This window comes from Nocardioides marmoribigeumensis (genome assembly GCF_031458325.1).
Taxonomy (GTDB): Bacteria; Actinomycetota; Actinomycetes; order Propionibacteriales; family Nocardioidaceae; genus Marmoricola_A; species Marmoricola_A marmoribigeumensis.
Genome location: NZ_JAVDYG010000001.1, coordinates 312,857 through 338,383, shown reverse-complemented (window position 1 = coordinate 338,383; position 25,527 = coordinate 312,857). Strand labels below are relative to the sequence as shown.

At 72.6% G+C, this 25,527-nt stretch carries 22 protein-coding genes, 1 tRNA gene and 1 other RNA gene; 14 read left to right on the top strand and 10 right to left on the bottom strand.

Annotation, left to right across the window (positions count from 1 at the left end; translation table 11 throughout):
• Positions 1–55: 55 nt before the first annotated feature.
• Positions 56–1,498, bottom strand: a complete 1,443-nt coding sequence (locus J2S63_RS01620; protein ID WP_310297735.1) for an APC family permease — start codon at positions 1,496–1,498, stop codon at positions 56–58.
• A gap of 104 nt (positions 1,499–1,602) precedes the next feature.
• Here J2S63_RS01620 and J2S63_RS01615 point away from each other — a divergent pair, with 104 nt between their 5' ends.
• The 3 genes from J2S63_RS01615 (at position 1,603) to J2S63_RS01605 (ending at position 4,321) form a co-directional block, all read left to right on the top strand.
• Positions 1,603–2,496 carry an alpha/beta fold hydrolase gene (locus J2S63_RS01615; protein WP_310297732.1) on the top strand — a complete coding sequence of 298 codons (894 nt, stop codon included), beginning with the start codon at positions 1,603–1,605 and terminating at the stop codon, positions 2,494–2,496.
• 170 nt (positions 2,497–2,666) lie between these two features.
• Positions 2,667–3,173 (top strand): DUF3145 domain-containing protein, encoded by a 507-nt coding sequence (locus J2S63_RS01610; protein WP_310297729.1) that lies wholly within the window; start codon positions 2,667–2,669, stop codon positions 3,171–3,173.
• 200 nt (positions 3,174–3,373) lie between these two features.
• Complete coding sequence (locus tag J2S63_RS01605) at positions 3,374–4,321, top strand: type IV toxin-antitoxin system AbiEi family antitoxin domain-containing protein (RefSeq protein WP_310297726.1); 948 nt, start codon at positions 3,374–3,376, stop codon at positions 4,319–4,321.
• Between the two features lie 104 nt (positions 4,322–4,425).
• Here J2S63_RS01605 and J2S63_RS01600 read toward each other — a convergent pair whose 3' ends face one another.
• The 6 genes from J2S63_RS01600 to J2S63_RS01575 all read right to left on the bottom strand — a co-directional run bounded on the left by J2S63_RS01600 (position 4,426) and on the right by J2S63_RS01575 (position 11,016).
• Positions 4,426–5,880: an acyl-CoA carboxylase subunit beta gene (locus tag J2S63_RS01600; RefSeq protein ID WP_310297722.1), complete on the bottom strand. Its 1,455-nt coding sequence runs from the start codon at positions 5,878–5,880 to the stop codon at positions 4,426–4,428.
• 40 nt (positions 5,881–5,920) lie between these two features.
• Entirely contained in the window at positions 5,921–7,198 is a 1,278-nt protein-coding gene (locus tag J2S63_RS01595; RefSeq protein WP_310297719.1) for a beta-ketoacyl-[acyl-carrier-protein] synthase family protein, read from the bottom strand.
• Positions 7,199–7,201: 3 nt separating this feature from the next.
• Positions 7,202–7,450: an acyl carrier protein gene (locus tag J2S63_RS01590; protein ID WP_310297716.1), complete on the bottom strand. Its 249-nt coding sequence runs from the start codon at positions 7,448–7,450 to the stop codon at positions 7,202–7,204.
• An 82-nt stretch (positions 7,451–7,532) separates the two neighbouring features.
• Positions 7,533–8,534 carry a beta-ketoacyl-ACP synthase III gene (locus J2S63_RS01585; protein ID WP_310297713.1) on the bottom strand — a complete coding sequence of 334 codons (1,002 nt, stop codon included), beginning with the start codon at positions 8,532–8,534 and terminating at the stop codon, positions 7,533–7,535.
• On the bottom strand, positions 8,534–9,718 hold the full coding sequence (locus J2S63_RS01580; protein WP_310297710.1) for an acyltransferase domain-containing protein: 1,185 nt from the start codon (positions 9,716–9,718) through the stop codon (positions 8,534–8,536). Before J2S63_RS01580 ends, J2S63_RS01585 begins: the two co-directional genes overlap by 1 nt.
• Positions 9,719–9,813: 95 nt before the next feature.
• On the bottom strand, positions 9,814–11,016 hold the full coding sequence (locus J2S63_RS01575) for a PucR family transcriptional regulator (RefSeq protein ID WP_310297707.1): 1,203 nt from the start codon (positions 11,014–11,016) through the stop codon (positions 9,814–9,816).
• Between the two features lie 90 nt (positions 11,017–11,106).
• Between J2S63_RS01575 and J2S63_RS01570 the strand changes: the two genes are divergently transcribed.
• Positions 11,107–12,063, top strand: coding sequence for an alpha/beta fold hydrolase (locus J2S63_RS01570; RefSeq protein WP_310297704.1), 957 nt, complete (start codon positions 11,107–11,109; stop codon positions 12,061–12,063).
• Between the two features lie 69 nt (positions 12,064–12,132).
• Here the strand turns inward: J2S63_RS01570 and aceE are convergent, their stop codons facing one another.
• Positions 12,133–14,925, bottom strand: coding sequence for a pyruvate dehydrogenase (acetyl-transferring), homodimeric type (gene aceE, locus J2S63_RS01565; RefSeq protein WP_374725095.1), 2,793 nt, complete (start codon positions 14,923–14,925; stop codon positions 12,133–12,135).
• Positions 14,926–15,137: 212 nt separating this feature from the next.
• Here aceE and J2S63_RS01560 point away from each other — a divergent pair, with 212 nt between their 5' ends.
• The 8 genes from J2S63_RS01560 to J2S63_RS01525 all read left to right on the top strand — a co-directional run bounded on the left by J2S63_RS01560 (position 15,138) and on the right by J2S63_RS01525 (position 22,469).
• Positions 15,138–15,566 (top strand): DUF3052 domain-containing protein, encoded by a 429-nt coding sequence (locus J2S63_RS01560; RefSeq protein WP_310297702.1) that lies wholly within the window; start codon positions 15,138–15,140, stop codon positions 15,564–15,566.
• Positions 15,567–15,699: 133 nt separating this feature from the next.
• Entirely contained in the window at positions 15,700–17,397 is a 1,698-nt protein-coding gene (locus J2S63_RS01555; RefSeq protein ID WP_310297698.1) for an AMP-binding protein, read from the top strand.
• 191 nt (positions 17,398–17,588) lie between these two features.
• Positions 17,589–18,011 carry a hypothetical protein gene (locus tag J2S63_RS01550; RefSeq protein ID WP_310297696.1) on the top strand — a complete coding sequence of 141 codons (423 nt, stop codon included), beginning with the start codon at positions 17,589–17,591 and terminating at the stop codon, positions 18,009–18,011.
• A 70-nt stretch (positions 18,012–18,081) separates the two neighbouring features.
• Positions 18,082–18,153: transfer RNA gene (locus J2S63_RS01545), tRNA-Val, on the top strand.
• Position 18,154: 1 nt separating this feature from the next.
• Positions 18,155–19,297, top strand: coding sequence for a Nif3-like dinuclear metal center hexameric protein (locus tag J2S63_RS01540; RefSeq protein WP_310297692.1), 1,143 nt, complete (start codon positions 18,155–18,157; stop codon positions 19,295–19,297).
• A 24-nt stretch (positions 19,298–19,321) separates the two neighbouring features.
• Complete coding sequence (locus J2S63_RS01535) at positions 19,322–20,065, top strand: zinc ribbon domain-containing protein (protein WP_310297689.1); 744 nt, start codon at positions 19,322–19,324, stop codon at positions 20,063–20,065.
• A complete protein-coding gene (locus J2S63_RS01530; protein WP_310297685.1) occupies positions 20,062–21,225 on the top strand; it encodes a bifunctional RNase H/acid phosphatase in 1,164 nt (387 codons plus the stop codon). Before J2S63_RS01535 ends, J2S63_RS01530 begins: the two co-directional genes overlap by 4 nt.
• A 17-nt stretch (positions 21,226–21,242) precedes the next feature.
• Positions 21,243–22,469: an acetyl-CoA hydrolase/transferase family protein gene (locus tag J2S63_RS01525; RefSeq protein WP_310297682.1), complete on the top strand. Its 1,227-nt coding sequence runs from the start codon at positions 21,243–21,245 to the stop codon at positions 22,467–22,469.
• A 16-nt stretch (positions 22,470–22,485) separates the two neighbouring features.
• On the opposite strand, the gene yaaA is transcribed toward J2S63_RS01525, so the two are convergent.
• A complete protein-coding gene (yaaA, locus tag J2S63_RS01520) occupies positions 22,486–23,268 on the bottom strand; it encodes a peroxide stress protein YaaA (protein ID WP_310297679.1) in 783 nt (260 codons plus the stop codon).
• Between the two features lie 44 nt (positions 23,269–23,312).
• Here yaaA and J2S63_RS01515 point away from each other — a divergent pair, with 44 nt between their 5' ends.
• Together J2S63_RS01515 and rnpB are read left to right on the top strand one after the other, a co-directional pair.
• Entirely contained in the window at positions 23,313–24,752 is a 1,440-nt protein-coding gene (locus tag J2S63_RS01515; protein ID WP_310297676.1) for an RNB domain-containing ribonuclease, read from the top strand.
• 32 nt (positions 24,753–24,784) lie between these two features.
• An RNA gene (rnpB, locus tag J2S63_RS01510) (RNase P RNA component class A) lies at positions 24,785–25,195 on the top strand.
• A 1-nt stretch (position 25,196) separates the two neighbouring features.
• On the opposite strand, the gene J2S63_RS01505 is transcribed toward rnpB, so the two are convergent.
• A complete protein-coding gene (locus J2S63_RS01505) occupies positions 25,197–25,403 on the bottom strand; it encodes a hypothetical protein (protein ID WP_310297673.1) in 207 nt (68 codons plus the stop codon).
• Positions 25,404–25,527: the final 124 nt, after the last annotated feature.

The window sequence follows — 25,527 nt, the reverse complement described above, 5'->3', positions numbered from 1 at the left end:
CCTAGGTGCGGGCACACCCCGTTTGGGACGAATGAGAACCTTCCACGTGTTCGGCCTAGGGCCCCTGGGCCGGGGCGGGGGCCGAACGGCCACGGCGGGTCAGCCAGGTGGCCAGCCAGAGCACCACGCCGAGGCCGACCATGCCTGCGGCGATCTGGTACTGCACCCAGTCCTCGGAGTCCCGCGCCCACGGCCCCGCGAGGAAGAGGCAGGCCACGGCCCCCACCACCGGAGCCCACACCGGGGCGCGGAAGGAGGCCTCGTCGCCCGGGTCCTGGCGCAGCACGAACGCGGCCGTGTTGACGACGCCGAAGACGACCAGGAGCAGCAGCCCGGTGGTGCCGGCCAACGAGCTGACCGTGCTCTCGGCGAGCTGGGAGACGACCACGACGAGCACGAGCGCGAGGGCGGTGGTGAACACGATCCCCGCCCAGGGGGACCGGCGGTGGGGCAGCACCCTGCCGAGCGCCGAGGGCAGCACGCCCTGCTTGGCCATGCCGTAGACCAGCCTGCTGGCCATCAGCATGTTGATCAGCGCGGTGTTCGCGACGGCGAAGACGGTGAGGAAGGGGAAGACCGAGTCGACCGGGAAGGACGGCATGCCGGCCTTCACCGCAGTGAGCAGGACGCCGGTCTCGCCCTCGGAGGAGCGGGCGATCTGCGCGGGGGAGAGGACCGCGACGACGGCGACCGCCACCAGCACGTAGATGGCGGCGGCGATCGCGAGCCCGGTGAACATCGCGCGCGGGAAGGTGCGCTGCGGGTCCTCGGTCTCCTCGACCATGTTGACCGAGTCCTCGAACCCGACCATCGCGAAGAACGCCACCGCGGTCGCGACGGCGATGGCCGTGAACGCCCCGGTGCCCCCGGGCGTCTCGAAGTCGAGCACGCGGGAGGCGTCGGCCTTGCCCTGCGCCACGGCGTACATCCCGATCCCGATGACGACGGCGAGCGCGGACATCTCGACCATGGTCAGCACGACGTTGAACTTCACGCTCTCGCCGACGCCGCGCAGGTTGACCAGCGCCAGCACGACCATGAACAGCAGTGCGACGACGAGGCCGGCGGCGTCCCCGGTCGGGAGGCCGACGGGCAGGATCTCGTCGAGCCCGGCGAGCAGGTTGGCCGCGAGCAGCCGGGAGGAGGTCGAGGCGCTGGTGATCCCGGAGCACACCACCGCGAACGCGACGAGGAACGTCACGAAGTGCAGCCCGAAGGCCTTGTGCGTGTAGAGCGCGGCGCCGGCGGCCTGGGGGTACTTGGTCACCAGTTCCATGTAGGACGTCGCCGTCACCGCCGCGACCGCGAAGGCGAGGACGAAGGGCAGCCATGCCAGCCCCCCGACGTTGCCCGCGATGTCGCCGGTGACGGCGTACACCCCGGCGCCGAGGATGTCGCCGACGATGAACAGCAGGAGCAGCCGTGGCCCCATGACGCGCTTGAGCTCACCGCCATCGACGGCGTCGGCCTGCTGCTCAGGGGTGGTCAGGTCCGCCATACCACCGGTCTAACCCCCTGGATGCGGGCCGCGCCATGGCCGTCCGGCACCCCTGGGCCGCCGGACGGCGGCGTGCGCCGTGGGGCGTGGGGGAGGATGCCGCCATGCGCGAGAGAGTGACCGTGGCCCGACCACGCCTGGAGGGCCAGATCACCGTCCGGGGGGACCGCCGGCTCGGCTTCGCCTCGTTCGGTACGCCGCACGGGCGGCCGGTCTTCTGGTTCCACGGCACCCCGGGGGCCCGACGGCAGATCCCGGTCGAGGCGCGGGCGCTCGCCGACGAGCACGACCTGCGCATCATCGGCATCGACCGGCCGGGCATCGGGTGGTCGACGGCCCACGTCTACGACGACGTCCTCGACTGGACCCGCGACCTCGAGATCGTGGCCGACACCCTGGGAGTGGGGCAGTTCCACGCGATCGGGCTGTCCGGGGGTGGCCCCTACGCGCTGTCGACGAGCGCGGCGATGCCCGACCGCGTGCTCGGCATCGAGGTGCTCGGCGGGGTGGCCCCGACCGTCGGCCCCGACGCGGTGTCCGGTGGCGCGGTGGGCCTGGCCCGGCCGCTGGCGCCGCTGGTCGGGGTGGGCCGGCTGCCGCTCAGCTTCGCCCTGACCAACGCGATCCGGGTGGTGCGGCCCTTCGCCGGCGCCGGGCTCGACCTCTACCGCGTCGCCCAGCCCGCGGGGGACCGCCGGGTGCTGGGTCGGCCGGAGTTCAAGGCGATGTTCCTCGACGACCTGGTCAACGGGTCCCGCAAGCAGATCAGCGCGCCGCTGGCCGACCTGCTCCTGTTCACCCGCCACTGGGGCTTCGAGCTCGGCGACGTGACCGCGCCGGTGCGCTGGTGGCACGGCGACGCCGACCACATCGTCCCGTGGCGCCACGGCGAGCACTGCGTCTCACGGCTGCCGCACGCCGAGCTGCTCACCCTGGAGGGGGAGTCCCACCTGATCGGCATGGCCATGGTCGAGGACATCCTCGAGCGGCTCCTCTGAACCGGATGGGTCATTTCGTGTGGTACGGGTGATCCGTGTGACGGATGTGAGTAACATGGGTGTGAGACAACTCCATCTGCTGTGAGCACGACCTGGGGCTCCCGCCCCGATCCGAACCGAGACCGCTGGGGAAGGCGTACCTCGACGCCGGATCAACAGGGAGGCCCATGATGAGCTCACGTCCTGCGACCAGGGGCGTCATCTACGTCCACTCGGCGCCGTCCGCGCTGTGCCCCCACATCGAGTGGGCGCTCGGCGGGGTGCTCAACCATGCCGTCAGCCTGGAGTGGACCCCCCAGCCCGCCCAGGCAGGCACCTACCGGGCGGAGTACTCCTGGCTCGGCGACGCCGGCACGGCCGCCGCCATGACCTCCGCCCTGCGCGGCTGGAACCACCTGCGCTTCGAGGTCACCGAGGACGCCTCACCCGGCGCGGAGGGTGCCCGCTTCTCCTCCACCCCCGCGCTCGGGGTCTTCCACGCCGTGACGGGGATGCACGGCGACCTGATGATCCCCGAGGACCGCCTCAAGGCGGCGATGGTCAAGTCGGCCCTGGGCGAGACCACCCTCGAGGTCGAGGTCGACCGCCTCCTCGGCAAGCCGTGGGACGACGAGCTGGAGACGTTCCGTCACGCCGGTGACGGTGCCCCCGTCCGCTGGCTCCACCAGGTCGTCTGACGGCGCTGGGGTGCAGTTTCACTAGGTACCTAGTGACGTTGTCACTCCCCGAGTGAAACTTCGCTCGGGGAGTGACAGTTCTGCCGCGGTCCGAGGGCGGCGGAGCCGGTTCCGGTCCCCAGGTCAGGAGACTCCCTCTCGCTCCACCGGTGGCGCCGCGCCGTACGACGGCGGGGCAGGAACGCTGCAGGCTCCCGCCCATGAAGATGACGTTCGACCACCCCGAGACCGACGAGATCCCGATCTTCCTGCGGCGCGAGGCGATCGCCTCCGGGATGTCCGACGCGGCACTGAAGCGGGCCGTGCGGTCCGGGGAGCTGGTCAAGGTGCGCCACGGGGCGTACGTCGCGGGCGAGCTCTGGGCGACCGCGGACCAGCGGGAGCGCCACGTGGTCACGGCCCGGGCGATCCACCGCACCCACGGCGAGCGGATCGCCTTCAGCCACCACACGGCTGCCGTCCTGCACGGGCTCGACCTGTGGAAGGTCGGGCTCGGTGAGGTCCACCTCACGCGTGCCGACGGCAAGCACGGCCGCCACGCCGGCGACCTGATCCACCACCAGGGTGCGCTCCCGGCATCGGAGATCCAGGTCATCCGCGGGCTGCCCGTCGTCGGGCCGGCACGCGCCGCGGTGGAGTCGGCCTCACTGCTGAGTGTCGAGCAGGGACTGGTGACCGTCGACTCGGTCCTGCGGCTCGGCCTGTGCGGGATCGAGGAGGTCGAAGAACGACGGGCCGCCACCGAGCACTGGCCGGACAGCCTCGGCCTGCAGGTCGTCGTGAGCCTCGCCGACGCCCGGCACGCCTCGGTGGGCGAGGACCGCACCGCTCACCTGCTCTGGCGGGCCAACCTCCCTCGGCCCGATCCGCAGTACGAGGTGTGGGAGGGCGGGGTGCTCCTCGGCATCGTGGACTTCGCCTGGCCCGAGCTGGGCGTGATCCTGGAGTTCGACGGCAAGGTGAAGTACGAGAAGCACCTGCGGCCGGGCGAGTCGGCCGCCGACGCCGTCGTCCGGGAGAAGAAGCGAGAGGACCGGATCCGCGAGGCCACCGGATGGATCGTGATCCGGGTGACGTGGGCCGACCTGGCCGACCCGGCCCAGCTCGTCGCTCGGATCCGGCGCGCGATGCGTCGCGCCGCGGCCTGAGCCGGCGTCCCGTCGTACCTGCGGGAAAACTGGTGCTCCCCGAGCGAAGTTTCGCTCGGGGAGCACCAAGGTCACTAGGTACCTAGTGAAACCGCACCCAGCGGCTACAGCGGGATGTTGCCGTGGCGCCCGCGGACGGGCCCGGCCCGGAGCGCCTCGACGATCGCACCGGCGATCGAGGAGCGGGTGACCGCGGGGTCGACGATCTCGTCGACGACGCCGAGCTCGATCGCGGCCTCGACGCCCCCGGCGATCTTGTCGTGCTCGTCGGCCAGCTCCTGCTCGGTCTGCTCGCGCAGGTCCGGCGGGACCTCCGCCAGCCGGCGCCGGTGCAGGATGCGGATCGCGGCGACCGAGCCCATGACGGCGACCTGCGCGCCGGGCCACGCGTAGACGCGGGTCGCCCCCAGGGCGCGGGCGTTCATCGCGATGTAGGCACCGCCGTAGGCCTTGCGGGTCACCAGCGTCACCCGCGGCACCGTGCACTCGCTGAACGCGTGCAGCAGCTTCGCGCCCCGTCGTACGACGCCGTCCCACTCCTGACCGACGCCGGGCAGGTAGCCGGGTACGTCGACCAGCACGACGAGCGGCACCCCGAACGCGTCGCACATGCGCACGAAGCGGGCTGCCTTCTCCGCCGAGAAGCTGTCGAGGCAGCCGCCGAGGCGCAGGGGGTTGTTGGCCACGACGCCGACGGTGCGGCCACCGAGGCGGCCCAGCGCGGTGACGACGTTGGGGGCCCAACGACCGTGAAGCTCGCGTGCGGTGCCCTCGTCGAGCACCTGCTCGACCAGCGGGTGGACGTCGTAGGCGCGCTTGGGGTTGTCGGGCAGGGCCTGGGACAGGTCGCGGTCGGCCACGGCCTGCAGGTCCATCTCGCCCTGGTCGCCGAGGAGCGAGGCGAGGTCGCGGGCCTGGGCCAGCGCCTCCTCCTCGGAGTCGACGAGCAGGTGGACGACGCCCGAGCGGCGGCCGTGCGGCTCAGGTCCGCCGAGGCGCGCCATGTCGACGTCCTCGCCGGTGACCGAGCGCACGACGTCGGGTCCGGTGACGAAGATGCGGCCCTCGGGGCCGAGGATCACCACGTCGGTGAGGGCGGGACCGTACGCCGCGCCGCCGGCGGCCGGGCCGAGCACCACCGAGATCTGCGGGATGCGACCCGAGGCGAGCGTCATCGCGTGGAAGATCTCGCCCACGGCGTGCAGCGAGCGGACCCCCTCGGGCAGACGCGCGCCGCCGGAGTGCCACAGGCCGATGATCGGGACGCCGTCCGCGACGGCCCGCTCGTAGGCCTCGACGACCACGCGGCAGCCGTCGACGCCCATCGCGCCGCCCATCACGGTGACGTCGGAGCAGAAGGCGACGACCGGCTGGCCGTCGATCGTGCCGGTGGCGGCACGCATGCCGGACAGCGTGTCCGGTCCGAGGAAGGTCAGCGACCCCTCGTCGAGGAGCGCGGGGAGGCGGTGGACCGGGTTGCGGGGGTCCTCCTCGCGGGGCGGCTTGGGCGCGCGCGGCGCCGGGGGCGCCGAGCCGGTCGGGGGAGCGGTGAGCGTCATGGGGTCTCCAGATCTCGGTGGTGGGGCGCGGTCCCGTCGGTCAGACGGGGAGGAAGGCGACGGCCACGTTGTGTCCCCCGAAGCCGAAGGAGTTGTTGAGCACGGCCTTGCCTGCGGGCATCGGCCGGCGCGTGGTGGCGATGTCGAGGCCGATGTCCTCGGGGTCCTCGAGGTTGATCGTCGGCGGCACGGTCCCGTCGCGCAGGGCCAGGACCGAGGCGACCGACTCGAGGGCGCCGGCAGCACCGAGGAGGTGGCCGGTCATCGACTTGGTCGAGGTCACCACCACCTGGTCGGCGGCGGAGCCGAGGGCCTGCCGGATCGCCGCGGCCTCGGCCACGTCGCCCTGCGGGGTCGAGGTGGCGTGGGCGTTGACGTGGCCGATGTCGGAGGCCTGCAGGCCCGCGTTGGCCAGGGCCAGCTGCATCGCCCGGGTCGCCCCGGCGCCCGAGGGGTCGGGCTGCGCGATGTCGTGGCTGTCGGCGGTGATGCCGGCGCCCGCGGCCTCGGCGTACACCTTGGCGCCGCGCGCGGTGGCGTGCGCCTCGGACTCGAGCACGAGCACGGCCGCGCCCTCGCCGAGGACGAAGCCGTCCCGGCCCTTGTCCCACGGGCGCGAGGCGCGCTCGGGCTCGTCGTTGCGCGTGGACAGGGCCCGCATCTGGCCGAAGGCGGCCATCGGCAGGGCGTGTACGGCGGCCTCGGTGCCGCCGACGACGACGACGTCGGCCCGGCCGAGCCGGATGAGGTCGATGCCGAGGGCGACGGCCTCGTTGCCCGACGCGCACGCGGAGACAGGGGTGTGGACCCCGGCTCGGGCGCCGATCGCCAGGCCGATGCTGGCCGCGGGACCGTTGGGCATGAGCATCGGGATCGCCAGGGGCGAGACCCGACGCGGGCCGCTGGCCAGCAGCTGGTCGTAGTTGCTCAGCAGGGTCTGCACCCCGCCGATGCCGGAGGCGCAGGCGACCGCGACCCGGAGCGGGTCGGGCCCGTCCGCGGACCCCTCGTCCGAGGCGAGGGAGAAGCCCGCGTCGCGCCAGGCCTCCAGCGCCGCGACCAGCGCCAGCTGGCCGGAGCGGTCCAGGCGGCGGGCCTTGACCCGCTCGAGGACGTCGGTGGGGTCGACCGCGACCTCGGCGGCGATCTGCGCGCCGAGGTCCGCGGCCCAGTCCTGCTTGAGGACGCCGACCCCGGACTGGCCCGACACGAGGGCGGACCAGGTCGCGGTGACGTCTCCTCCGACGGGGGACGTGGCGCCCAGGCCGGTGACGAGGACGCGGGTGCCCGGGTCGGTTCCAGTACGGGTGTCAGTCATGGCTCAGGCAGCCTGCGCCTTCTCGATGAAGCTGACCGCGTCGCCGACGGTCTTGAGGTTCTTCACCTCGTCGTCGGGGATGCGCACGCCGAACTTCTCCTCGGCGGCGACGACGATCTCGACCATCGACAGGGAGTCGACGTCGAGGTCGGCGACGAAGGCCTTGTCGGTCTGGACGTCGTCGGCGGGGACGCCGGCGATCTCCTCGACGATCTCGGCGAGCTCGGCGCGGATGTCAGTGGCGGTGGTCATGGTGATGAACCTTTCGTGAGGTGGTTTCTTCGTGGGTGCGGATCAGGGGTGCCGCGACGACGGTGGCGCGGAGATCGGGGGGTCAGCGGACGGTGGGTGGGACCGTGACGACCTGGCCGGCGTAGGCGAGCCCGGCGCCGAAGGCGACGAGCAGCGCCCGCTGCCCGGGCTGGACCGCGCCCTCGCTGACCAGGCGGTGCAGCGCGAGCGGGACGGAGGCTGCCGAGGTGTTGCCCTGGTCGACGATGTCGTGGGCGACCGCGATGCGCTCGGGCAGGTGCAGCGAGCGGGCCATCACGTCGGTGATGCGCCGGTTGGCCTGGTGGGGCACGAAGGCGTCGATGTCGTCGAGGGTCAGGTCGCTGCGGTCGAGGATCTCGGCGGCGACCTTGCCCATCTCGAAGGCCGCCCAGCGGAAGACCGCGTTGCCCTGCATGACCAGGTGCGGCATCGCCGGGTCGTCGGAGGCGACCACGTCGCGCCAGTCCTCGCGCTGGCGGATCAGGTCGAACTGCTCACCGTCGCTGCCCCAGACGACGGGCCCGACGCCGGCCGTGCCCTCGGGGGCCGGTCCGACCACGACGGCGCCCGCGCCGTCGGCGAAGATGAACGCCGTGCCGCGGTCGCTGCGGTCGGTGATGTCGGAGAGCCGCTCGACGCCGATGACCAGCACGTGGCGGGCGCTCCCGCCGCGGACCATGTCGCGGGCGAGCCCGAGTCCGTAGCAGAAGCCCGCGCACGCGGCGCTGATGTCGAAGGCGGCCGGGCGCTCGAGCCCGAGCTCGTGGGCGACGGCGGGCGCGACCGCGGGGGTCTGCATGAGGTGCGAGACGGTGGCGACGATGACGGCGTCGACCTGGCCGGGCTCGAGGCCGGCCGCGGTGATGGCGTCACGGGCCGCCGAGACCGACATCATCTGGACGGACTCGTCGTCGCCGGCCCACCGGCGCGAGCGGATGCCCGAGCGCTGCTGGATCCACTCGTCGGAGGAGTCGATCGCCTCGACGATCTCGGCGTTGGGCACGACCCGTCGGGGCCGGTAGACACCGAGCCCGAGGAGCGTCGCCTCGGCAGGAGCGTTCATCAGGACGCCTGCACGGGGTGGAGGCGGATGAGGGGCTGGCCGGGGGAGACCGGGTCGCCGTCGCTGACCAGCCACTCGACGATCGTGCCGCCGTACGGCGCGGTGACCGCGGTCTCCGCGCGCAGGGTGGCGACCGCGCCGATCGTGGCCTGTGCCGGGACCGAGGCGCCCTCGGCGAGGTCGAGGCTCTGGCGGAACGTGCCCTTGGTGGGGGAGACGAGCATCCGCCACGTCGGGGAGGCGTCCATCGGCGACGGGGTGCCGTGCTTCTCGACGAACTCGCGGGCGTCGTCGAGCTGCTCCGGGCCGTTGAGCGCGAAGGTCTCCACGCCCTTGAGGGCCCGCTTGGCGATGCCGGTGAGCGTGCCGGCGGGCGGCATCTCGAGGATGCCGGTGACGCCGAGGTCGCGCATCGTCTCCAGGCACAGGTCCCAGCGCACGGGGCGGGCGATCTGCTGGACGATGCGCTCGAGCACCTCGCGGCCGTCGTGCACGACGTGGCCGTCGTAGTTGGAGATCACGCGGGTGCGGGGGTCGTGGGTCGACACGGCGCGGGCGAGGCTGCGGACGTGGGCGACGGCCGGGGCCATGTGCTCGGTGTGGAAGGCGCCGGCCACGGACAGCGGCATGAGGCGCGCCCGTGCCGGCGGGTCCGCGGCGAGGGCGGCGAGCTGCTCGACGGTGCCGGCGGCGACCACCTGGCCGGGGCCGTTGTCGTTGGCAGCGGTGAGCCCGTGCTGCTCGAGCTTGGCCAGGACCTCCTCGCGCTGCCCACCGAGGATCGCGGTCATGCTGGTCGGGGTCGCGGCGGCGGCGCGGGCCATGGCCTTGCCACGCTCGCGGACCAGCACCATCGCCTGCTCGGCGGTGATCGCGCGGGCACCCGCCGCGACGGCCAGCTCGCCGACGCTGTGGCCGGCGACCGCGCCGATCCTGTCGAAGGCGTCCGCGGGGTGGGGGAACAGGCTGAGCGCGGCGACCAGGCCGGTGGCGACCAGGAGCGGCTGCGCGACGGCGGTGTCACGGATGGCGTCCTCGTCGGCCTTGGTGCCGTAGTGGGCGAGGTCGAGGTCGGCGACGGCGGAGAGCCACTCGAAGCGGGCGGCGAACGCGGGGTCCTCCAGCCAGGGCGTGAGGAAGCCGGGCTTCTGGGCTCCCTGACCGGGAGCGACGATGACGAGCATGCTTCTACCTTGCCCCGGAGGACCCCCCGGATCCGACTCCGACGCCGACGAAGATGGCACGTCCATCTTTGTGGGAACCCGACAAGTCAGGCGGGTCAGCGCTGGTTACTCGCCAGTCGGCCGAGGACGACCGCGACGCGAAGCGTGAACGCCTGGCGCGCGTCGGCCGGCGCGAGGCCGGTGACGTCCATCACCCGCTTGAGCCGATAGCGCACCGTGTTGGGGTGCACGAACAGCACGCGCGCCGTGGCCTCGATCGAGCCGCCCTGGTCGAGGTAGGAGGTGAGCGTGAGCATCAGGTCGGGCCCCGCTGCGTTCAGGGGCGCGCACACCGTCTCCGCCAACGTACGACGGGCCGCGGGGTCCCCGTCCAGCGCGCGTTCGGCGAGCAGGTCGTCGCTGGTGACCGTGTCGGCGACCGTCGGCCAGCCCGCGGCGGCGTGCAGGCCGGCCACGGCCTCGGCCGCGGAGTGGTGGGCTCGCAGCAGGTCGTCGACCAGCGGTCCGACGACGACCGGGCCGTGATCGAAGTGCGGAGCCAGCACCGCGCCCGCTTTGTCGGGGTCCGACACCCCGCCGACCACGACAGCCAGCCGGTCACCCTGGACCGCGCCGAGCGCCTCGAGACCCGCGGCCCGGGCCGCGTGACGCACCTGGTCGACCACGGCCTCGGGGCTGCTGCCGTCGGAGGGGGCCGGTCCGACGATCACCGCGACGTCACCCGTGCCGTGCCAGCCCAGGGCGGAGGCGCGGGTGCGGATGTTCTCGTCGGCCTCGCCGCGCATGATCGAGTCGACCACCAGCGCCTCGAGCCGCGCGTCCCAGGCCCCGCGCATCTCGGCGGCGTGGGCGTAGACGTCGGCGGTGGCGAAGGCCAGCTCGCGGCCGTAGCGCAGGATCTCGGCCTGCACGCCGGCCGCGTGGTCGGGGTCGACGACCGCGGCGAGCTCGGACTCGGCGACCTCGATGCTCAGCCGGATCATCTGCACGGTCTGCTGCAGGGTGATCGAGCCGGTGAGGGACTGGGGGGCCGTGCCGAACACGGCGGCGCTCAGGGGCGGGGTGGCGCGCGCGGTCTCCCGGTCGCGCGCGTCGTCGTACCACTCGATGAACTGGCTGTAGCCCGCCTGCAGGACCATCGAGACGAAGGACCGCTGCTCGGCGTCGAGCTCCTCGAACCAGTCCATCTCGGCCTGCATCCGGGCCATCGTGGTCTTGGTGAGGGCCGGCACGGCGCGCTGCATCCGGCGCACGACCCGCGCCCGCGTGCGCGCCGGGGGGCGCCCGCTGCTGCTCACGTGGACCAGCCTAGAGCGGTGAGCCCGCGAGACGGACATGTGACCTGGAACATGTTCCCGTGACGCGTCACGCAGCCTTACTGTGCTGGGATGCGTGGAACCGAGGACCCGCTCGAGGTCCAGTACGTCACGATCCACGGCCACCGCCGCGCTTTCGTCAAGGCCGGCAGCGGCCCGGCGATCCTGCTGCTGCACGGCATGGCGTGCGACCACACGACGTGGAACCCGATCATCCGGCGCCTCGCGCGCCGCCACACCGTGATCGCCCCCGACCTCCTCGGGCACGGCCGGTCGGACAAGCCGCGGGCGGACTACAGCGTCGGGGGCTACGCCAACGGGATGCGCGACCTGCTCACCGTCCTGGGCATCGACCGGGTCACGGTCGTCGGTCACAGCCTCGGCGGTGGCGTCGCGATGCAGTTCGCCTACCAGTTCCCCGAGCGCACCGAGCGCGTCGCCCTGATCGCACCCGGGGGTCTCGGCCGCGAGGTCACCCCGATCATCCGGGCGGTGACCCTGCCCGGCTTCCACACCGCGATGGGGCTGGCGACGCTGCCCGGCGTCCGTCACGCCGTCACCGGCTCGCTGCGCGGGCTCAAGCGCACCGGCCACCCCGTGCTGCGCGACCTCGGCGAGATCGCCGACATCGTCGAGCACCTCAAGGACCCCCGCTCCCGCCGGGCGCTCGCGCACGTGGTCCGCGCGTGCGTCGACCTGCGTGGCCAGATCATCACGATGGTCGACCGGGCCTACCTGACCCAGGAGATGCCGCTGTGCCTCATCTGGGGCCAGGACGACCAGGTCATCCCCGCCACCCACGCGGCCCGGATCAGGTCGGTCGCGCCCGGGGTGCGCGTCACGATCACCCCCGGCTGCGGGCACTTCCCGCACAAGGAGGACCCCGAGCTGGTGGTGAGCACCCTCGAGCGGTTCATCCGCACCACCCAGCCCGCGACCCACCACCGCGGCCGCTGGCGGGCGCTGCTGAAGAACGGCGCCCCCGCGGGCGTCGTGATCCCCGACAGCCGGGTCGTCACGATCGCCTGACGGCCCCCGCCGCGACCGACCGCCCCTCCGATTGACAGCTGGGGGGACGGGCGGCGGCCGCGGGGCGGGTCAGGCGTCGCCGCCCTCCTGCTTGACCCCGGAGACGGCGGTGGGGTCGTCGATGCGGTACTTCTCGAACGCCTTGACCACGACGCTCTGCTCGATCTCGCCGGCCTGGGCCAGCGCGGTGAGCGCGGCGACGGCGACGGACTGGGCGTCGATGTGGAAGAACCGTCGGGCGGCGGGACGCGTGTCGGCGAAGCCGAACCCGTCGGCGCCGAGGACGTGGAAGTCCTCCGGCACCCACTTGGCGATCTGGTTGGGCACCGCGGTCATGAAGTCGCTGACCGCGACGACCGGACCGTCGTGACCGCTGAGCACCTCGGTGACGTAGGGCGTGCGGGCCTCCTGGTCGGGGTGGAGGAAGTTGTGCTCCTCGGTGGCGATCGCCTCGCGGGCCAGCTCGTTCCACGACGTCGCCGACCAGGTCGCGGCCCGGACACCCCAGTCCTCGAGCAGCAGCTCGGCCGCGTCACGCGCCCAGGGGTAGCCGACGCCCGACCCGACGAGCTGGACGACGGGGCCGTCGCCCTCCGGGGCCTCGCTCACGCGGTAGAGCCCCTTGAGCAGGCCCTCGACGTCGAGGCCCTCCGGCTCCTTGGGCTGGACGTAGGGCTCGTTGTAGACGGTGAGGTAGAAGATGACGTTCTCGCCGCCGGGGTGCTCCTCGGTGGAGCCGTACATCCGCTCGATGCCGCTGCGCACGATGTGGCCGACCTCGTAGGCGAACGCCGGGTCGTAGTGCACGACCGCCGGGTTGGTCGCCGCCAGGAGCGGGGAGTGCCCGTCGGCGTGCTGCAGGCCCTCGCCGGTCAGCGTGGTGCGCCCGGCGGTCGCCCCGATGAGGAACCCGCGTGCCATCTGGTCGGCCATCGCCCAGATCGAGTCGCCGGTGCGCTGGAAGCCGAACATCGAGTAGAAGAGGTAGACCGGGATCATGTACTCCCCGTGCGTGGAGTACGCCGACCCGGCGGCCGTCGCGGAGGCCATCGCCCCGGCCTCGGAGATGCCCTCGTGGAGGAGCTGTCCTTGCGGGGACTCCTTGTAGGCCATGAGCAGCTTGCGGTCGACCGACTCGTAGTGCTGGCCGGCCGGGTTGTAGATCTTCTGGCTCGAGAACATCGAGTCCATGCCGAAGGTGCGGTACTCGTCGGGCGCGATCGGCACGATGCGCGCACCGATGCCCTTGTCCTTGACCAGGTCCTTGATCAGCCGCACCAGCGCCATCGTCGTGGCCACGGCCTGCTTGCCGGACCCGGCCTTGAGCTCGTCGTACACCTTGGCGGCGGGCAGCTCGAGGGGCTTGGCGCGCACGACGCGCTTGGGCAGCGAGCCGCCGAGCTCCTTGCGGCGCTCGAGCATGTACTCGATCTCGGGGGAGTCCTCGCCGGGGTGGAAGAACGGCGCCATGCCGTGCTTCTCGTAGTGCTCGTCGATGTCGCGGTCCGACATCGGCAGATAGAGCCGGTCGCGGTACTTCTTGATGTCGGGAAGCGTGAGCTTCTTCATCTGGTGGGTGGCGTTCTTGCCCTCGAGCGCCGGGATCGTCCAGCCCTTGATGGTCTTGGCCAGGATCACGGTCGGCTGACCGGCGTGCTTGGTGGCCGCGTCGAACGCCGCGTAGACCTTGCGGTAGTCGTGACCGCCGCGCGGGAGCTTGCGGATCTGCTCGTCCGACATGTGCTCGACCATCTTGCGCAGGCGCGAGTCGCCGCCGAAGAAGCTGTCGCGGATGTAGTCGCCGGACTCCACCGAGTAGGTCTGGAACATGCCGTCGGGGGTGGTGTTCATCTTGTTGACCAGGACGCCGTCGACGTCGCGGGCGAGCAGGTCGTCCCACTCGCGGCCCCAGACGACCTTGATCACGTTCCACCCGGCGCCACGGAAGTTGGCCTCGAGCTCCTGGATGATCTTGCCGTTGCCGGTGACCGGGCCGTCGAGCTGCTGCAGGTTGCAGTTGATCACCCAGGTGAGGTTGTCCAGCTCCTCGCGAGCGGCGATGCGGATGGCGCCCAGGGACTCGGGCTCGGCCATCTCGCCGTCACCGAGGAACGCCCACACGTGCTGGTCGCCGGTGTCCTTGATGCCCCGGTTGTGCAGGTAGCGGTTGAAGCGCGCCTGGTAGATCGAGTTGATCGCAGTGAGGCCCATCGAGACCGTGGGGAACTCCCAGAAGTCCGGCATCAGCCGGGGGTGGGGGTAGGACGGCAGGCCCTTGCCGACGCCGTGCTGCGCCTCCTGGCGGAAGTTGGTCAGCTGCCCGGCGGAGAGCCGGCCCTCGAGGAAGGCGCGGGCGTAGATGCCGGGGGAGGCGTGCCCCTGGATGTAGACCTGGTCGCCGCCGCCGGGGTGGTCGTGGCCCTTGAAGAAGTGGTTGAAGCCGACCTCGTAGAGCGAGGCGGACGACTGGTAGGTCGCGATGTGGCCGCCGACCTCGAGGCCGGGACGGTTGGCGCCGGAGACCATGATCGCGGCGTTCCACCGGATGAACGCGCGGATGCGGCGCTCGACCTCCTCGTCGCCGGGGAACCACGGCTCGCGCTCCGGGGGGATCGTGTTGATGTAGTCGGTGCTGCGCAGCGCAGGGACGCCGACCTGCTTCTCCCGCGCGCGCTCCAGCAGCTTGAGCATCACGAAGCGGGCGCGGTCGCGGCCGCGCTCCTCGATGAGCGCGTCGAGCGAGTCGACCCAGTCGCCGGTCTCGTCGGGGTCGATGTCCGGCAGCTGGGTGGGAAGTCCCTCGTGGATCACGCTGCGGCCGGCGCGGGGGGTGGGGGTGTCCGTCTTGTCGTCCGAGGTCACGAATCCATCTTTGCACCGGCCTCCAGTACTCGCGAGTACGCCGGAAGCACCCGGCCGCCCGCAGGGGTGACCAGGCGCGCGGGTAGGTTCGACACCCGTTGAGGGGGGAAGGTCGCGCAAAACGTTGCGCGGTCGGCGCTCATCCGGTGGACTGGCCGGACGGGACCGTCCCCAGGACGGCCACCAGCACACCGGAAACGAGGAGGCAGGACGTGAGTGCGACCCCCGGGGGCGCCGACACCAAGGACGCAGGTGGACGGTTGGGTCTCACCCGTGGCGACGTGGTCCAGGAGTTCGGCTGGGACGAGGACGTCGACGACGACCTGCGGGTCCAGGTCGAGAACGCCGTCGACGGCGACCTGGTCGACGGCGACTACGGCAACGTCGTGGACGCGGTCCTGCTGTGGTGGCGTGAGGACGACGGTGACTTGGTCGACGCGTTGGTCGACGCCCTGACCGACCTCGCGGACGGCGGGGTCATCTGGCTGCTCACTCCCAAGGTGGGGCGGCCCGGCGAGGTCGAGGCCGCCGACATCACCGAGGCGGCACCCATCGCGGGGCTCGCGGTGACCACGACGATGTCGATCTGCGCGGACTGGACCGCCACCCGTCTCGCGGCGCCCAAGAACCACCCTCGCTGAGAGCCTCCCTGACCGGTTCGCACCCCGCTGAGACCTGCCCGGGCCCGCTGAGACCCGCCTCACCGGCCCGTACCCTCAGGCGCTCGTGCTCGTTCGTTCTTGTAGTTGCTCGGACACATCTTCAAGGAGACCCATGCAGAAGCCACGGCAGGCAGCCGCCCTCGTCGGAGACCAGGTGACGAAGGCGCGGGTGCTGCTGGCCAGTGGCATCGTCAAGCCCTACGGCCCCCGCAAGCTCGCCAAGCTCGCGCTGACCCTCAAGGAGTGGGGCGTGGGGCCGGCCGGCGGGTTCGCCGCCCTCGCGGTGCGGGCGCCCGACGAGGTGGGGCTGGTCGACGAGCTGGGCGAGCTCACGTGGAAGCAGCTCGACGAGCGGGGCACCGCCCTGGCCGACTCCCTGCGCGAGATGGGCGTCGACTCCGAGCACGGGGTCGCGATCATGGCGCGCAACCACCGCTACTTCATCGACGCGCTCATCGCCGCCAGCAAGCTCGGCGGCGACATCCTGTTCCTCAACACCGCGTTCTCCGGCCCGCAGCTGGTCGAGGTGATGGAGCGCGAGGGGCCCAAGGTCATCGTCTTCGACGAGGAGTTCAGCGAGCTGGTCGAGGAGATCCCCGACGAGATCAAGCGGGTCGTGGCCTGGGTCGAGGACGACGAGGACAACCTGGAGGCCCCCTCGGAGGACGCCACCACGATCGAGGCGCTGATCGAGAAGGGCTCCGCGACCGCCGACCTCGAGGCGCCTGAGTCCCAGAGCCGCATCGTCATCCTCACCTCCGGCACGACCGGTACGCCGAAGGGCGCGCCCCGCAGCGACGCCGGCGTCGACGCGGCGGTGTCCCTGCTCTCGCGGATGCCGCTGCGCCGCGGCTGGACCTGCCACATCGCCGCGCCGCTGTTCCACACCTGGGGGTTCGCCCACCTCGCCCTGGCGATGCTGCTGCAGTCCAAGGTCGTGCTGCGTCGCAAGTTCGACCCCGAGCAGTGCTTGGAGACGATGGAGGAGCACGACGTGGACTCGCTCGTCGTGATCCCGGTGATGATGCAGCGCATCTTCAAGCTGGGCGACGACAAGCTGGCGAGGTTCGACTTCCCCAACCTCAAGGTGGTGGCCGCCTCCGGCTCCGCGCTGCCCGGTGACCTGGGCACCAAGTGGATGGACACCTTCGGCGACAACCTCTACAACATCTACGGCTCGACCGAGGTCGCCTACGCGACCGTCGCGACCCCGCAGGACCTGCGCGAGGCCCCCGGCACCGCCGGCAAGCCGCCGCACGCCACGATCGTCAAGATCTTCGACGAGGACGGCAACGAGGTCGAGCAGGGCAAGACCGGGCGCATCTTCGTCGGCAACGGGATCCTCTTCGAGGGCTACACCGGCGGCGAGGAGACCAAGGACATGATCGACGGGCTGATGAGCTCGGGCGACGTGGGCCGCTTCGACGAGCAGGGCCACCTCTTCGTCGAGGGCCGCGACGACGAGATGATCGTCTCCGGCGGCGAGAACGTCTTCCCCAAGGAGGTCGAGGACTGCCTCGCCAAGCACGACGCGGTCCACGAGGTGGCCTGCATCGGGGTCGACGACGAGGACTACGGCAAGCGACTCAAGGCCTTCGTCGTGCTCGAGGACGGCAAGGACGCCAGCGAGGACGACCTCAAGGGCCACGTGAAGTCCAACCTCGCCCGCTACAAGGTGCCCCGCGAGATCGAGTTCCTCGACGAACTCCCGCGCAACGCCACCGGCAAGGTGCTCAAGCGCAAGCTCGAGGGGGACGGCGACGACGACTCCGACAGCGCCGCCACGGACGGTGACGGCGACGCCGGCTGAGCCCGGAAAACTTTGCCTGGGAGTGGTCCAAACCACGCGTTGCCGCCGTGCACCACACCCCTAGGCGTGGTTCAATAGTGGTGCAGCCGCTGGTGACCCGAGACGCCAGCGGCTGCACTTGCTTTTTCCGGCCACGTCGAGGTTGCCGCGGGTCGGCTGCCAGGAGCGTCGCCGAGTGACATGATGGAGCCATGTTGCGATCGACGGGTGCGGTGCTCCTTCTCTGTGCGGTGAGCGCGCTCGCCGGCTGCGGCCAGGAGGCCGACTCCTCCGCGGGCGCGCCGAGCCTGTCCGGCACCACGTCGGTCGCCCAGCCGCTGCCCGCGGCGAGCAAGCTGCCGACGCTGTCGGCCACGCGCACCAACATGCCCGACTGCCGCGCCACGTGGCGTCCCGGTCGCACCCTGCCCCAGCACTACGACGGCTGCGTCGACAACGCCGCCGAGATCCCGGTCGCCGCCAGGGGCCACGAGTGCGCCGACGGCTCGCGCCTGATCAACTTCCGTGGCCGCCAGTGGGCCGTGACCGGCGGCCCGATCTCGATCACCGACGGCCCCAAGCTGCTCGGGGACGAGGCCTACCTCACCGCGCTCGAGAACTGCCAGCCCAGCTGACCCGGGCGCGGCACGCCCGGTCCGGCGGGACCGGTACGCTCGCCTCTCCGCGACGCCCCGCGCGTCGTACGGGCGCATAGCTCAGCGGTAGAGCTCTGGTCTTACAAACCAGCGGTCGCAGGTTCGATCCCTGCTGCGCCCACGTGCTTCTGCGTGAGCTGGTCGAGATCCTCGAGGAGCGCTACGACCCGTCGTGGGCGGAGCCGTGGGACGTGGTCGGGCTCGTGTGCGGCGACCCGGACGCCGAGGTCGCGAGCGTGCTCTTCGCCGTCGACCCGGTGCAGGCGGTGGTCGACGAGGCCGTCGAGCGCGGCGTCGACGCCCTGGTCGTGCACCACCCGCTGCTGCTCACGCCGGTGAGCTCGGTCGCGGCCACGACCCCCAAGGGGCGCGTGGTGCACCGGCTCGTGCGCGAGGGCATCGCGCTCTACACCGCCCACACCAGCGCCGACGTGCCTGCCCACGGCGTCAACGAGGCCATCGCGCACACGCTCGACCTGCAGGACCTGAGCGTGCTGTCGCCCACCGACGCAGGGCTGGACAAGCTCGTCGTCCTCGTCCCGACCGACGCCGCCGAGGCCGTGCGGACCGCGATCGCGACCGCGGGTGCGGGGCGCATCGGCGATTACGACTCGTGCACGTGGTCCGTGGTCGGCGAGGGGCGCTTCCGCCCGCTCGAGGGCGCCCACCCCACGGTCGGCGAGGTCGGTTGCCCCGAGATCACCGCCGAGGTGCGCGTCGAGGCCGTCGTGCCGCGCCGGCTCCGCGCTGAGGTCGTCGCCGCGATGCGGGCCGCGCACCCCTACGAGGAGCCGGCGTACGACGTCCACGAGCTCGCGCTCGCCCCCGGCCAGACGGGCCCGGTGTCGGTCCGGGGCCACGGGCGGGTCGGCACGCTGCCGGAGCCGATGAGCCTGCGCGACTTCGCGGCGTACGTCGACCAGCGCTTCCCGCGCACGGCCCAAGGGGTGCGCGTGGCGGGCGACCCGGACCGGCTCGTGCAGCGGGTGGCGGTCGGGGCGGGATCGGGGGAGTCGCTGCTCGAGGACGCCTCGCGGGCCGGGGTCGACGTGTTCGTGACCTCCGACCTCAAGCACCACCGGGCCGGCGAGCACCTCGAGGAGCCGGGGGCGCCGGCGCTGGTGGACGTGGCGCACTGGGCGGCGGAGTGGACCTGGCTGCCGGTCGTGCGGGCCGAGGTGGACCGGGAGGTGGCCGCGCGGGGCTATACGGTGGACACCCGCGTGAGCACGATCGTCACGGACCCGTGGACGTTCCGGGTCTGACCCTGTCCGAGGAGGACACCTGCAGTGAAGGCCGACCCGTTCGCCCAGCTCAAGCTGCTCGACGTGCAGGAGCTGGACTCCGGCCACGACGCGCTACGCCACCAGGCCCGCAACCCGCCGGAGGGGCCCGAGCTCGCCGCCCTCAAGGCGCAGCGTGACGAGCTCGACGGCCGGGCGCAGGACCTGCGGCTCGCCGTCGACGACCTGACCCGCGAGCAGCGGAAGGCCGACGCCGACGTCGAGCAGGTCAAGGCGCGGCGGGTCCGTGACCAGCAGCGGCTCGACGGCGGCACGATCACCAACCCCAAGGACCTCGAGCACCTCCAGCACGAGCTGCTCGCGCTCGACAAGCGGGTCTCGGACCTCGAGGACGTCGAGCTCGAGGTGATGGAGCGCCTCGAGCAGGCCCAGGCCGACCTCGACGCCGCTCGCGCCGAGCTGGAGCGGGTCGAGCAGCGCGCCGCCGAGCTCGACGCGGCGCGCGCCGAGCGGCTGACGGACCTGCGGGCCCAGGCCGCGAAGCTCAAGGAGAAGCGCGCCCAGGTCGTCGCGGACCTTCCGGCCGACCTGCTCGCGCTCTACGACAAGCTGCGCGAGCAGAAGGACGGCGTCGGGGCCGCGCTGCTGCGCCAGCGCCGCTGCAGCGGCTGCAGCCTGCAGCTCGACAACCGGGACCTCGGACAGATCAAGGCCCTGCCGTCCAACGAGGTGGTCCGGTGCGAGGAGTGCGGCCGGATCCTGGTGCGGACGGGCGAGTCGGGCTTGTGACCAGGCGCGTGCTCGTCGAGGCCGACGGCGGGTCCCGCGGCAACCCCGGAGACGCGGCCTACGGCGCGGTGCTCAAGGACGCCGAGACCGGCGAGGTGATCGCCGAGCGCGGCGAGCGCATCGGTGTGGCCTCCAACAACGTGGCGGAGTACTCCGGCCTCATCGCCGGGCTCGAGCTCTACCGCGAGCACGCCGACGGCGCCGAGCTCGAGGTCCGCATGGACTCCAAGCTGGTCGTCGAGCAGATGGCCGGCAACTGGAAGATCAAGCACCCCGACATGAAGCAGCTGGCGGCGCGGGCGAGCCGACTCGCCCCCGCCGGCACCCGGTGGACCTGGGTGCCGCGCGACCGCAACCAGCACGCCGACCGGCTGGCCAACCAGGCCCTCGACGGGCCCGAGGGCGTGGTGGTCGGGGCGGCTCCCGAGGTGACCGAGCCGGTCGCCCCGGTCGCCCCGGTCGCCCCGGTCGCGCCGCCACGCACCCCGCGGCCGCCGTGGGAGCAGGGCGACCCGACCACGATCGTGCTGGTCCGCCACGGCGACACCGACCACACCGCCGCCCGCACCTTCAGCGGCAGCACCGGCTCCGACCCCTCGCTCAACAACCACGGCCGAGCGCAGGCGCAGGCGACCGCCGAGTGGCTGGCCCCGCTGGCCGACCACGACCTGGTGATGCTCAGCTCCCCGATGCAGCGCACCCGCCAGACCGCCGACCTGCTCGCCGCGCGGCTCGGGGCGTCGTACGACCTCCACGAGGGGCTGGTCGAGGCGAGCTTCGGCGCCTGGGAGGGGCTGACCTACAAGGAGGCGGTCGAGCGCGACCCGGAGGGGTTCACCGCCTGGCTCGGCGACCCGACGTTCCGCGCGGGCGGCACCGGGGACTCGATGCACGGCATGCGCGAGCGGATGGACCGCGTGCGGGACACCCTGCGCGAGGAGCACGTCGGCCGCACGGTCCTCGCGGTCACCCACCTCACCCCGATCAAGATGCTCCTGCAGGGGGTGCTCGAGCTGCCGATGGACGGCCTGTTCCGCACCGAGGTGATGCCCGCCTCGGTCACGGTGCTGACCTGGTACCCCGACGGCCGGGGCGTCGTACGCCTGCTCAACGGCCTCCCGGGCACCGCGTCCTACCTGGGGGCCTCGCGCATCCGCTGAGCGGCACAATGCTGTCCATGCGGACCGTCAGCCTCGAGGAGCTCACCCGCCGTCTCGCGCAGCTGCCCGGCCGGCCCCGGGTGGTCGCCAGCGGCAACGCCGCGATCCCGTGGGCGGGTGTGCGTGCGGTCGACGAGGCGCTGGAGGAGTACACCCTCCACGTCCTCAACGCGCCGCCCGGCCTCCCGGAACGTCCGGGGGTGACCGCCGAGACCTGCTTCGTCGGGGCGGGGATGCGCCACCACCCGGGGCTGTCCTACGTCCCGAGCCGGCTCTCGCTGGTGCCGGTGCTGCTGCAGCGGATGATCCCCGCCGACGTGGTCCTGCTGCACTGCGCGCCACCGCGCGACGGGCTGCTCAGCCTCGGTGTCGAGGTCAACGTGCTGCCGGCGGCGATCGAGGGCTGCCTCTCCCGCGGCGGTCTCGTGGTCGCGGTGGTCAACGACCGCATGCCCTACACGTACGGCGACGCGCAGGTCCACCTCGACCAGGTCTCCCTCGCGGTCGAGGTCTCCGACCCGATCCCGGCGGTGACGGCGGGGCCCCCGGGCGAGGACAGCCGCAGGATCGGCGACCTGGTCGCCGCCCGGGTGCCCGACGGCGCGACCCTGCAGCTCGGCATCGGGGCCGTGCCCGACGCGACGCTGGCCGCGCTGACCGAGCGGCGTGACCTGCGGGTGTGGACCGAGATGTTCTCCGACGGGGTCCTGGCGCTGGAGGAGCGCGGGGTGCTCGACCGCTCCCACCCGCTCACCACGTCGTTCCTCTTCGGCAGCCAGGAGCTCTACGACTGGGCCGACGGCAACGAGCGCGTCCGGATGCTGCGCACCGAGCGGACCAACGACCCCGCGATGATCGCGCGACAGCGGCTGATGACCTCGGTCAACACCGCGCTGGAGGTCGACCTGTTCGGCCAGGCCAACGCCTCGCGGATCAACCGCCGCATCCACTCCGGTTTCGGCGGGCAGACCGACTTCATCGTCGGGGCCATGCACGCCCCGGGCGGGCAGGCGTTCATCGCGCTGCGCTCGTGGCACCCCAAGGCCAACGTCTCGACGATCGTGCCGCTGCTCGACGAGCCGGTCACCTCGTTCCAGCAGACCGCGGTGGTGACCGAGCAGGGCGTGGCGGAGGTGGCCGGCTACAGCGAGAAGGCGCAGGCCCGGCACATCATCCGCGATGCCGCCCACCCGGACGTCAAGGAGCAGCTCTGGGAGGAGGCCGGGCGGCTCGGTCTCGCCTGAGTCCGGGTGGGACGGCTCAGACCTCGCTGACCACGACGTCGAGCTGGGTGGGCCGACGGTCGTCCGTCTCCGGCACCTCGACCGTCCAGCCGAGGTCACGCAGCACCTCGGCCAGCCGCGCCGGGCTGCTCGGCGTCGCGCCCTCCTCGAGGAGGCTGCGGACCAGCCGCCCCTTGGTGGCCTTGTTGAAGTGCGACACGACCTTGCGGGTGCCCTGGTGCTCGTGCAGCACCCGGACCGTCGCCACGCGCGGGGCCCACTCGCGGTCGGGCCGCCAGAACGCGGCGTACGACGACGAGCGCAGGTCGACCACCAGCCCTCGGCCCGCTGCCTCCTCGACCGCGGCACCGAGGTGCTGCGACCAGTGCCGGGCCACCCCGCCGAGGCCGGGCAGCGTGACGTCGCCGGACAGGCGGTAGGCCGGGACCCGGTCGCCGGGGCGGACGAACCCGAACAGCCCGCTGGTCACCAGCAGCCACCGGGCCGCGCGACGCCTCGCCGCCACGTCGAGCGTGGCGAGATCGAGGGCGTCGTACAGCACGCCGGTGTAGAGCCGGTCGGCCCTCGTCGTGGGCGCCTCGCGCAGCGTCGCGTTGCGGGTGACCGCCTCGGCCTGCGTCGGGCCGAGCCCGAGGACCTCGGCGGCCCGCGCGGGCTCGTCGCGGCACAGCGCGACCAGGGCGTCGAGCACTCGCTCCCGGGCGGGGGTGAGGTCGGGGAAGCTCAGCGACCGGAGGTCGAGCGGTGCCCCGCGCCGCGGGGTCGCCTTCCCCTCCGAGGGAGGCAGCAGCACGATCACCCGCAAACCCTAGGGCTGCTGGGTGGCGCGCCTAGGGTGGGCCCATGCCGAGACGGGAGGTGCGGGTCGCCGCACAGGCGGACACCGCGGTCGAGCAGGGGGTCGCCGACCTGCACCGGGATCTGGAGCTGCCCGACGGCTTCCCGCCCGAGGTGCTCGAGGAGGCCGCCGCCGCGGCGAGGGCCCCGCGGCTGCCGGACCTCGACCGCACCGACCTGCCGTTCGTCACGATCGACCCGGAGTCCTCACGCGACCTCGACCAGGCGCTGCACCTCGAGCGGTCCGGCACGGGCTTCCGCGTGTTCTACGCGATCGCCGACGTCGCCGCGTTCGTGCGGCCCGGCGGCGCCGTCGACCGGGAGGCGCACCGCCGCGGCGAGACGCTGTACGGCGTCGGCAGCAAGATCCCGCTGCACCCGCCGGAGCTGTCCGAGGCGGCGGCGTCCCTGCTGCCCGACGGGCCCCGGCCGGCGCTGCTGTGGACGATCGACCTCGACGCCGAGGGCGCCCAGACCGCCGTACGCGTCGAGCGGGCGATGGTGCGCAGCCGCGCCAAGCTGTCCTACGCCGGAGTGCAGGCCGATCTCGAGGCCGGCAGGGGCGACGAGGTCTTCACCCTGCTCGGCGACGTCGGGCGGCTGCGGCTCGAGCAGGAAGCGGCACGAGGCGGCGTGAGCCTGCCGCTGCCCGACCAGGAGGTCGTGCGCGACGACGGAGGATGGCGCCTGGAGTTCCGCGAGCCGCTCGCCGTGGAGCTGTGGAACGCGCAGGTCTCGCTGCTCACCGGGATGGCCGCCGCCGGGATCATGGTGACCGGCAAGGTCGGTGTGCTGCGCACGCTGGCTCCTGCCGACCCCGACGGGATCGCGCGGCTCCGCCGGGTCGCCGCCGCCCTGCACGTGCTGTGGGCCGCCGACATGACCTACCCCGACCTCGTCCGCAGCCTCGACCCGTCGCGACCCGACCACGCCGCGCTGCTCACCGCGAGCACGTCGCTGCTGCGCGGGTCGGGCTACGTCACCTTCGACGGCGACCTCCCCGAGGAGCGCCGGCACTCGACGATCGCCGCGGAGTACGCCCACACCACCGCGCCGCTGCGCCGGCTGGTCGACCGGTACGCCGGGGAGGCGAGCGTCGCGCTGTGCGCCGGCGAGGAGGTGCCCGGCTGGGTGCGCGAGGCGCTCCCCGGGCTGCCGGAGACCATGCGGGAGTCGGCGCGCCGGGCGAACACCTACGAGCGCGAGCTGCTCGACCTGGTCGAGGCGGTGGTGCTCCGGCCCCGCGTGGGCGAGGAGTTCCCCGGGATGGTCGTCTCGGTCTCGGCGGACACCCCCACCTCGGGCGAGGTGATGGTGACCGAGCCCGCCGTCGAGGCGAAGCTCGAGTCGGGCTCGGGTGCGCCCCTCCCGCTGGGCCAGGAGGCCTCGGTCCGGCTCACCGAGGCCGACCCGGCACGACGTCGGGTGCGGTTCACCCTGCCCTGAGGTCGCGCCGGCCCCTACACTGGGCGCGCGGATGAGCTGGCCGGGCGACCGCGGCCCGTCGTACAACCGGCGGGTCGAGGAAGGTCCGGGCTCCACAGGGCAAGGTGGTGGGCAACACCCACCCGGGGTGACCCGCGGGACAGTGCCACAGAGAACAGACCGCCTGGGCCGAGCCTTCGGGCACGACCCAGGTAAGGGTGAAACGGTGGTGTAAGAGACCACCAGCGCGCCGGGTGACCGGCGCGGCTCGGTAAACCCCACCTGGAGCAAGATCAAGAGGGTCCGGCGTGCCGGACCTGCGCGAGCGTTCGAGGGCGGCCCGCCCGAGCTCGCGGGTGGATCGCACGAGGCGCCTGGCAACAGGCGTCCCAGATGGATGGTCGCCCATCGCGAGGCCGTGAGGCGCGCGAGGACAGAACCCGGCCTACAGGCCAGCTCATCCGCTCATAGGCTTCTGACCTCGGTTTGTGCGATGACCGGGGGATCGGTCAGCTCGATGGGCACTGAGCTGGCCAGCGCGAACTGGTGAGGACGGTGCGCAAGCGGGGTGTTGAGCACCCAGGCCAGGCTTCCAGCCGTCGCGTGCACCAGGACCTTTACGCCGGGCCGTTCGACACCGACACCGACGAGCCCGTCCGCGTCGTAGCGCACGACGGGACCCCGCGACGCGATGCGCAGGTGCCAGCGTTGCTCACCGTCAACTGCTGGGCCACACGTTCCTCGTCGCGTCCGCGTGCGGCGACGACGTGCTCGCCGGCTACTTGATCGCGACTGG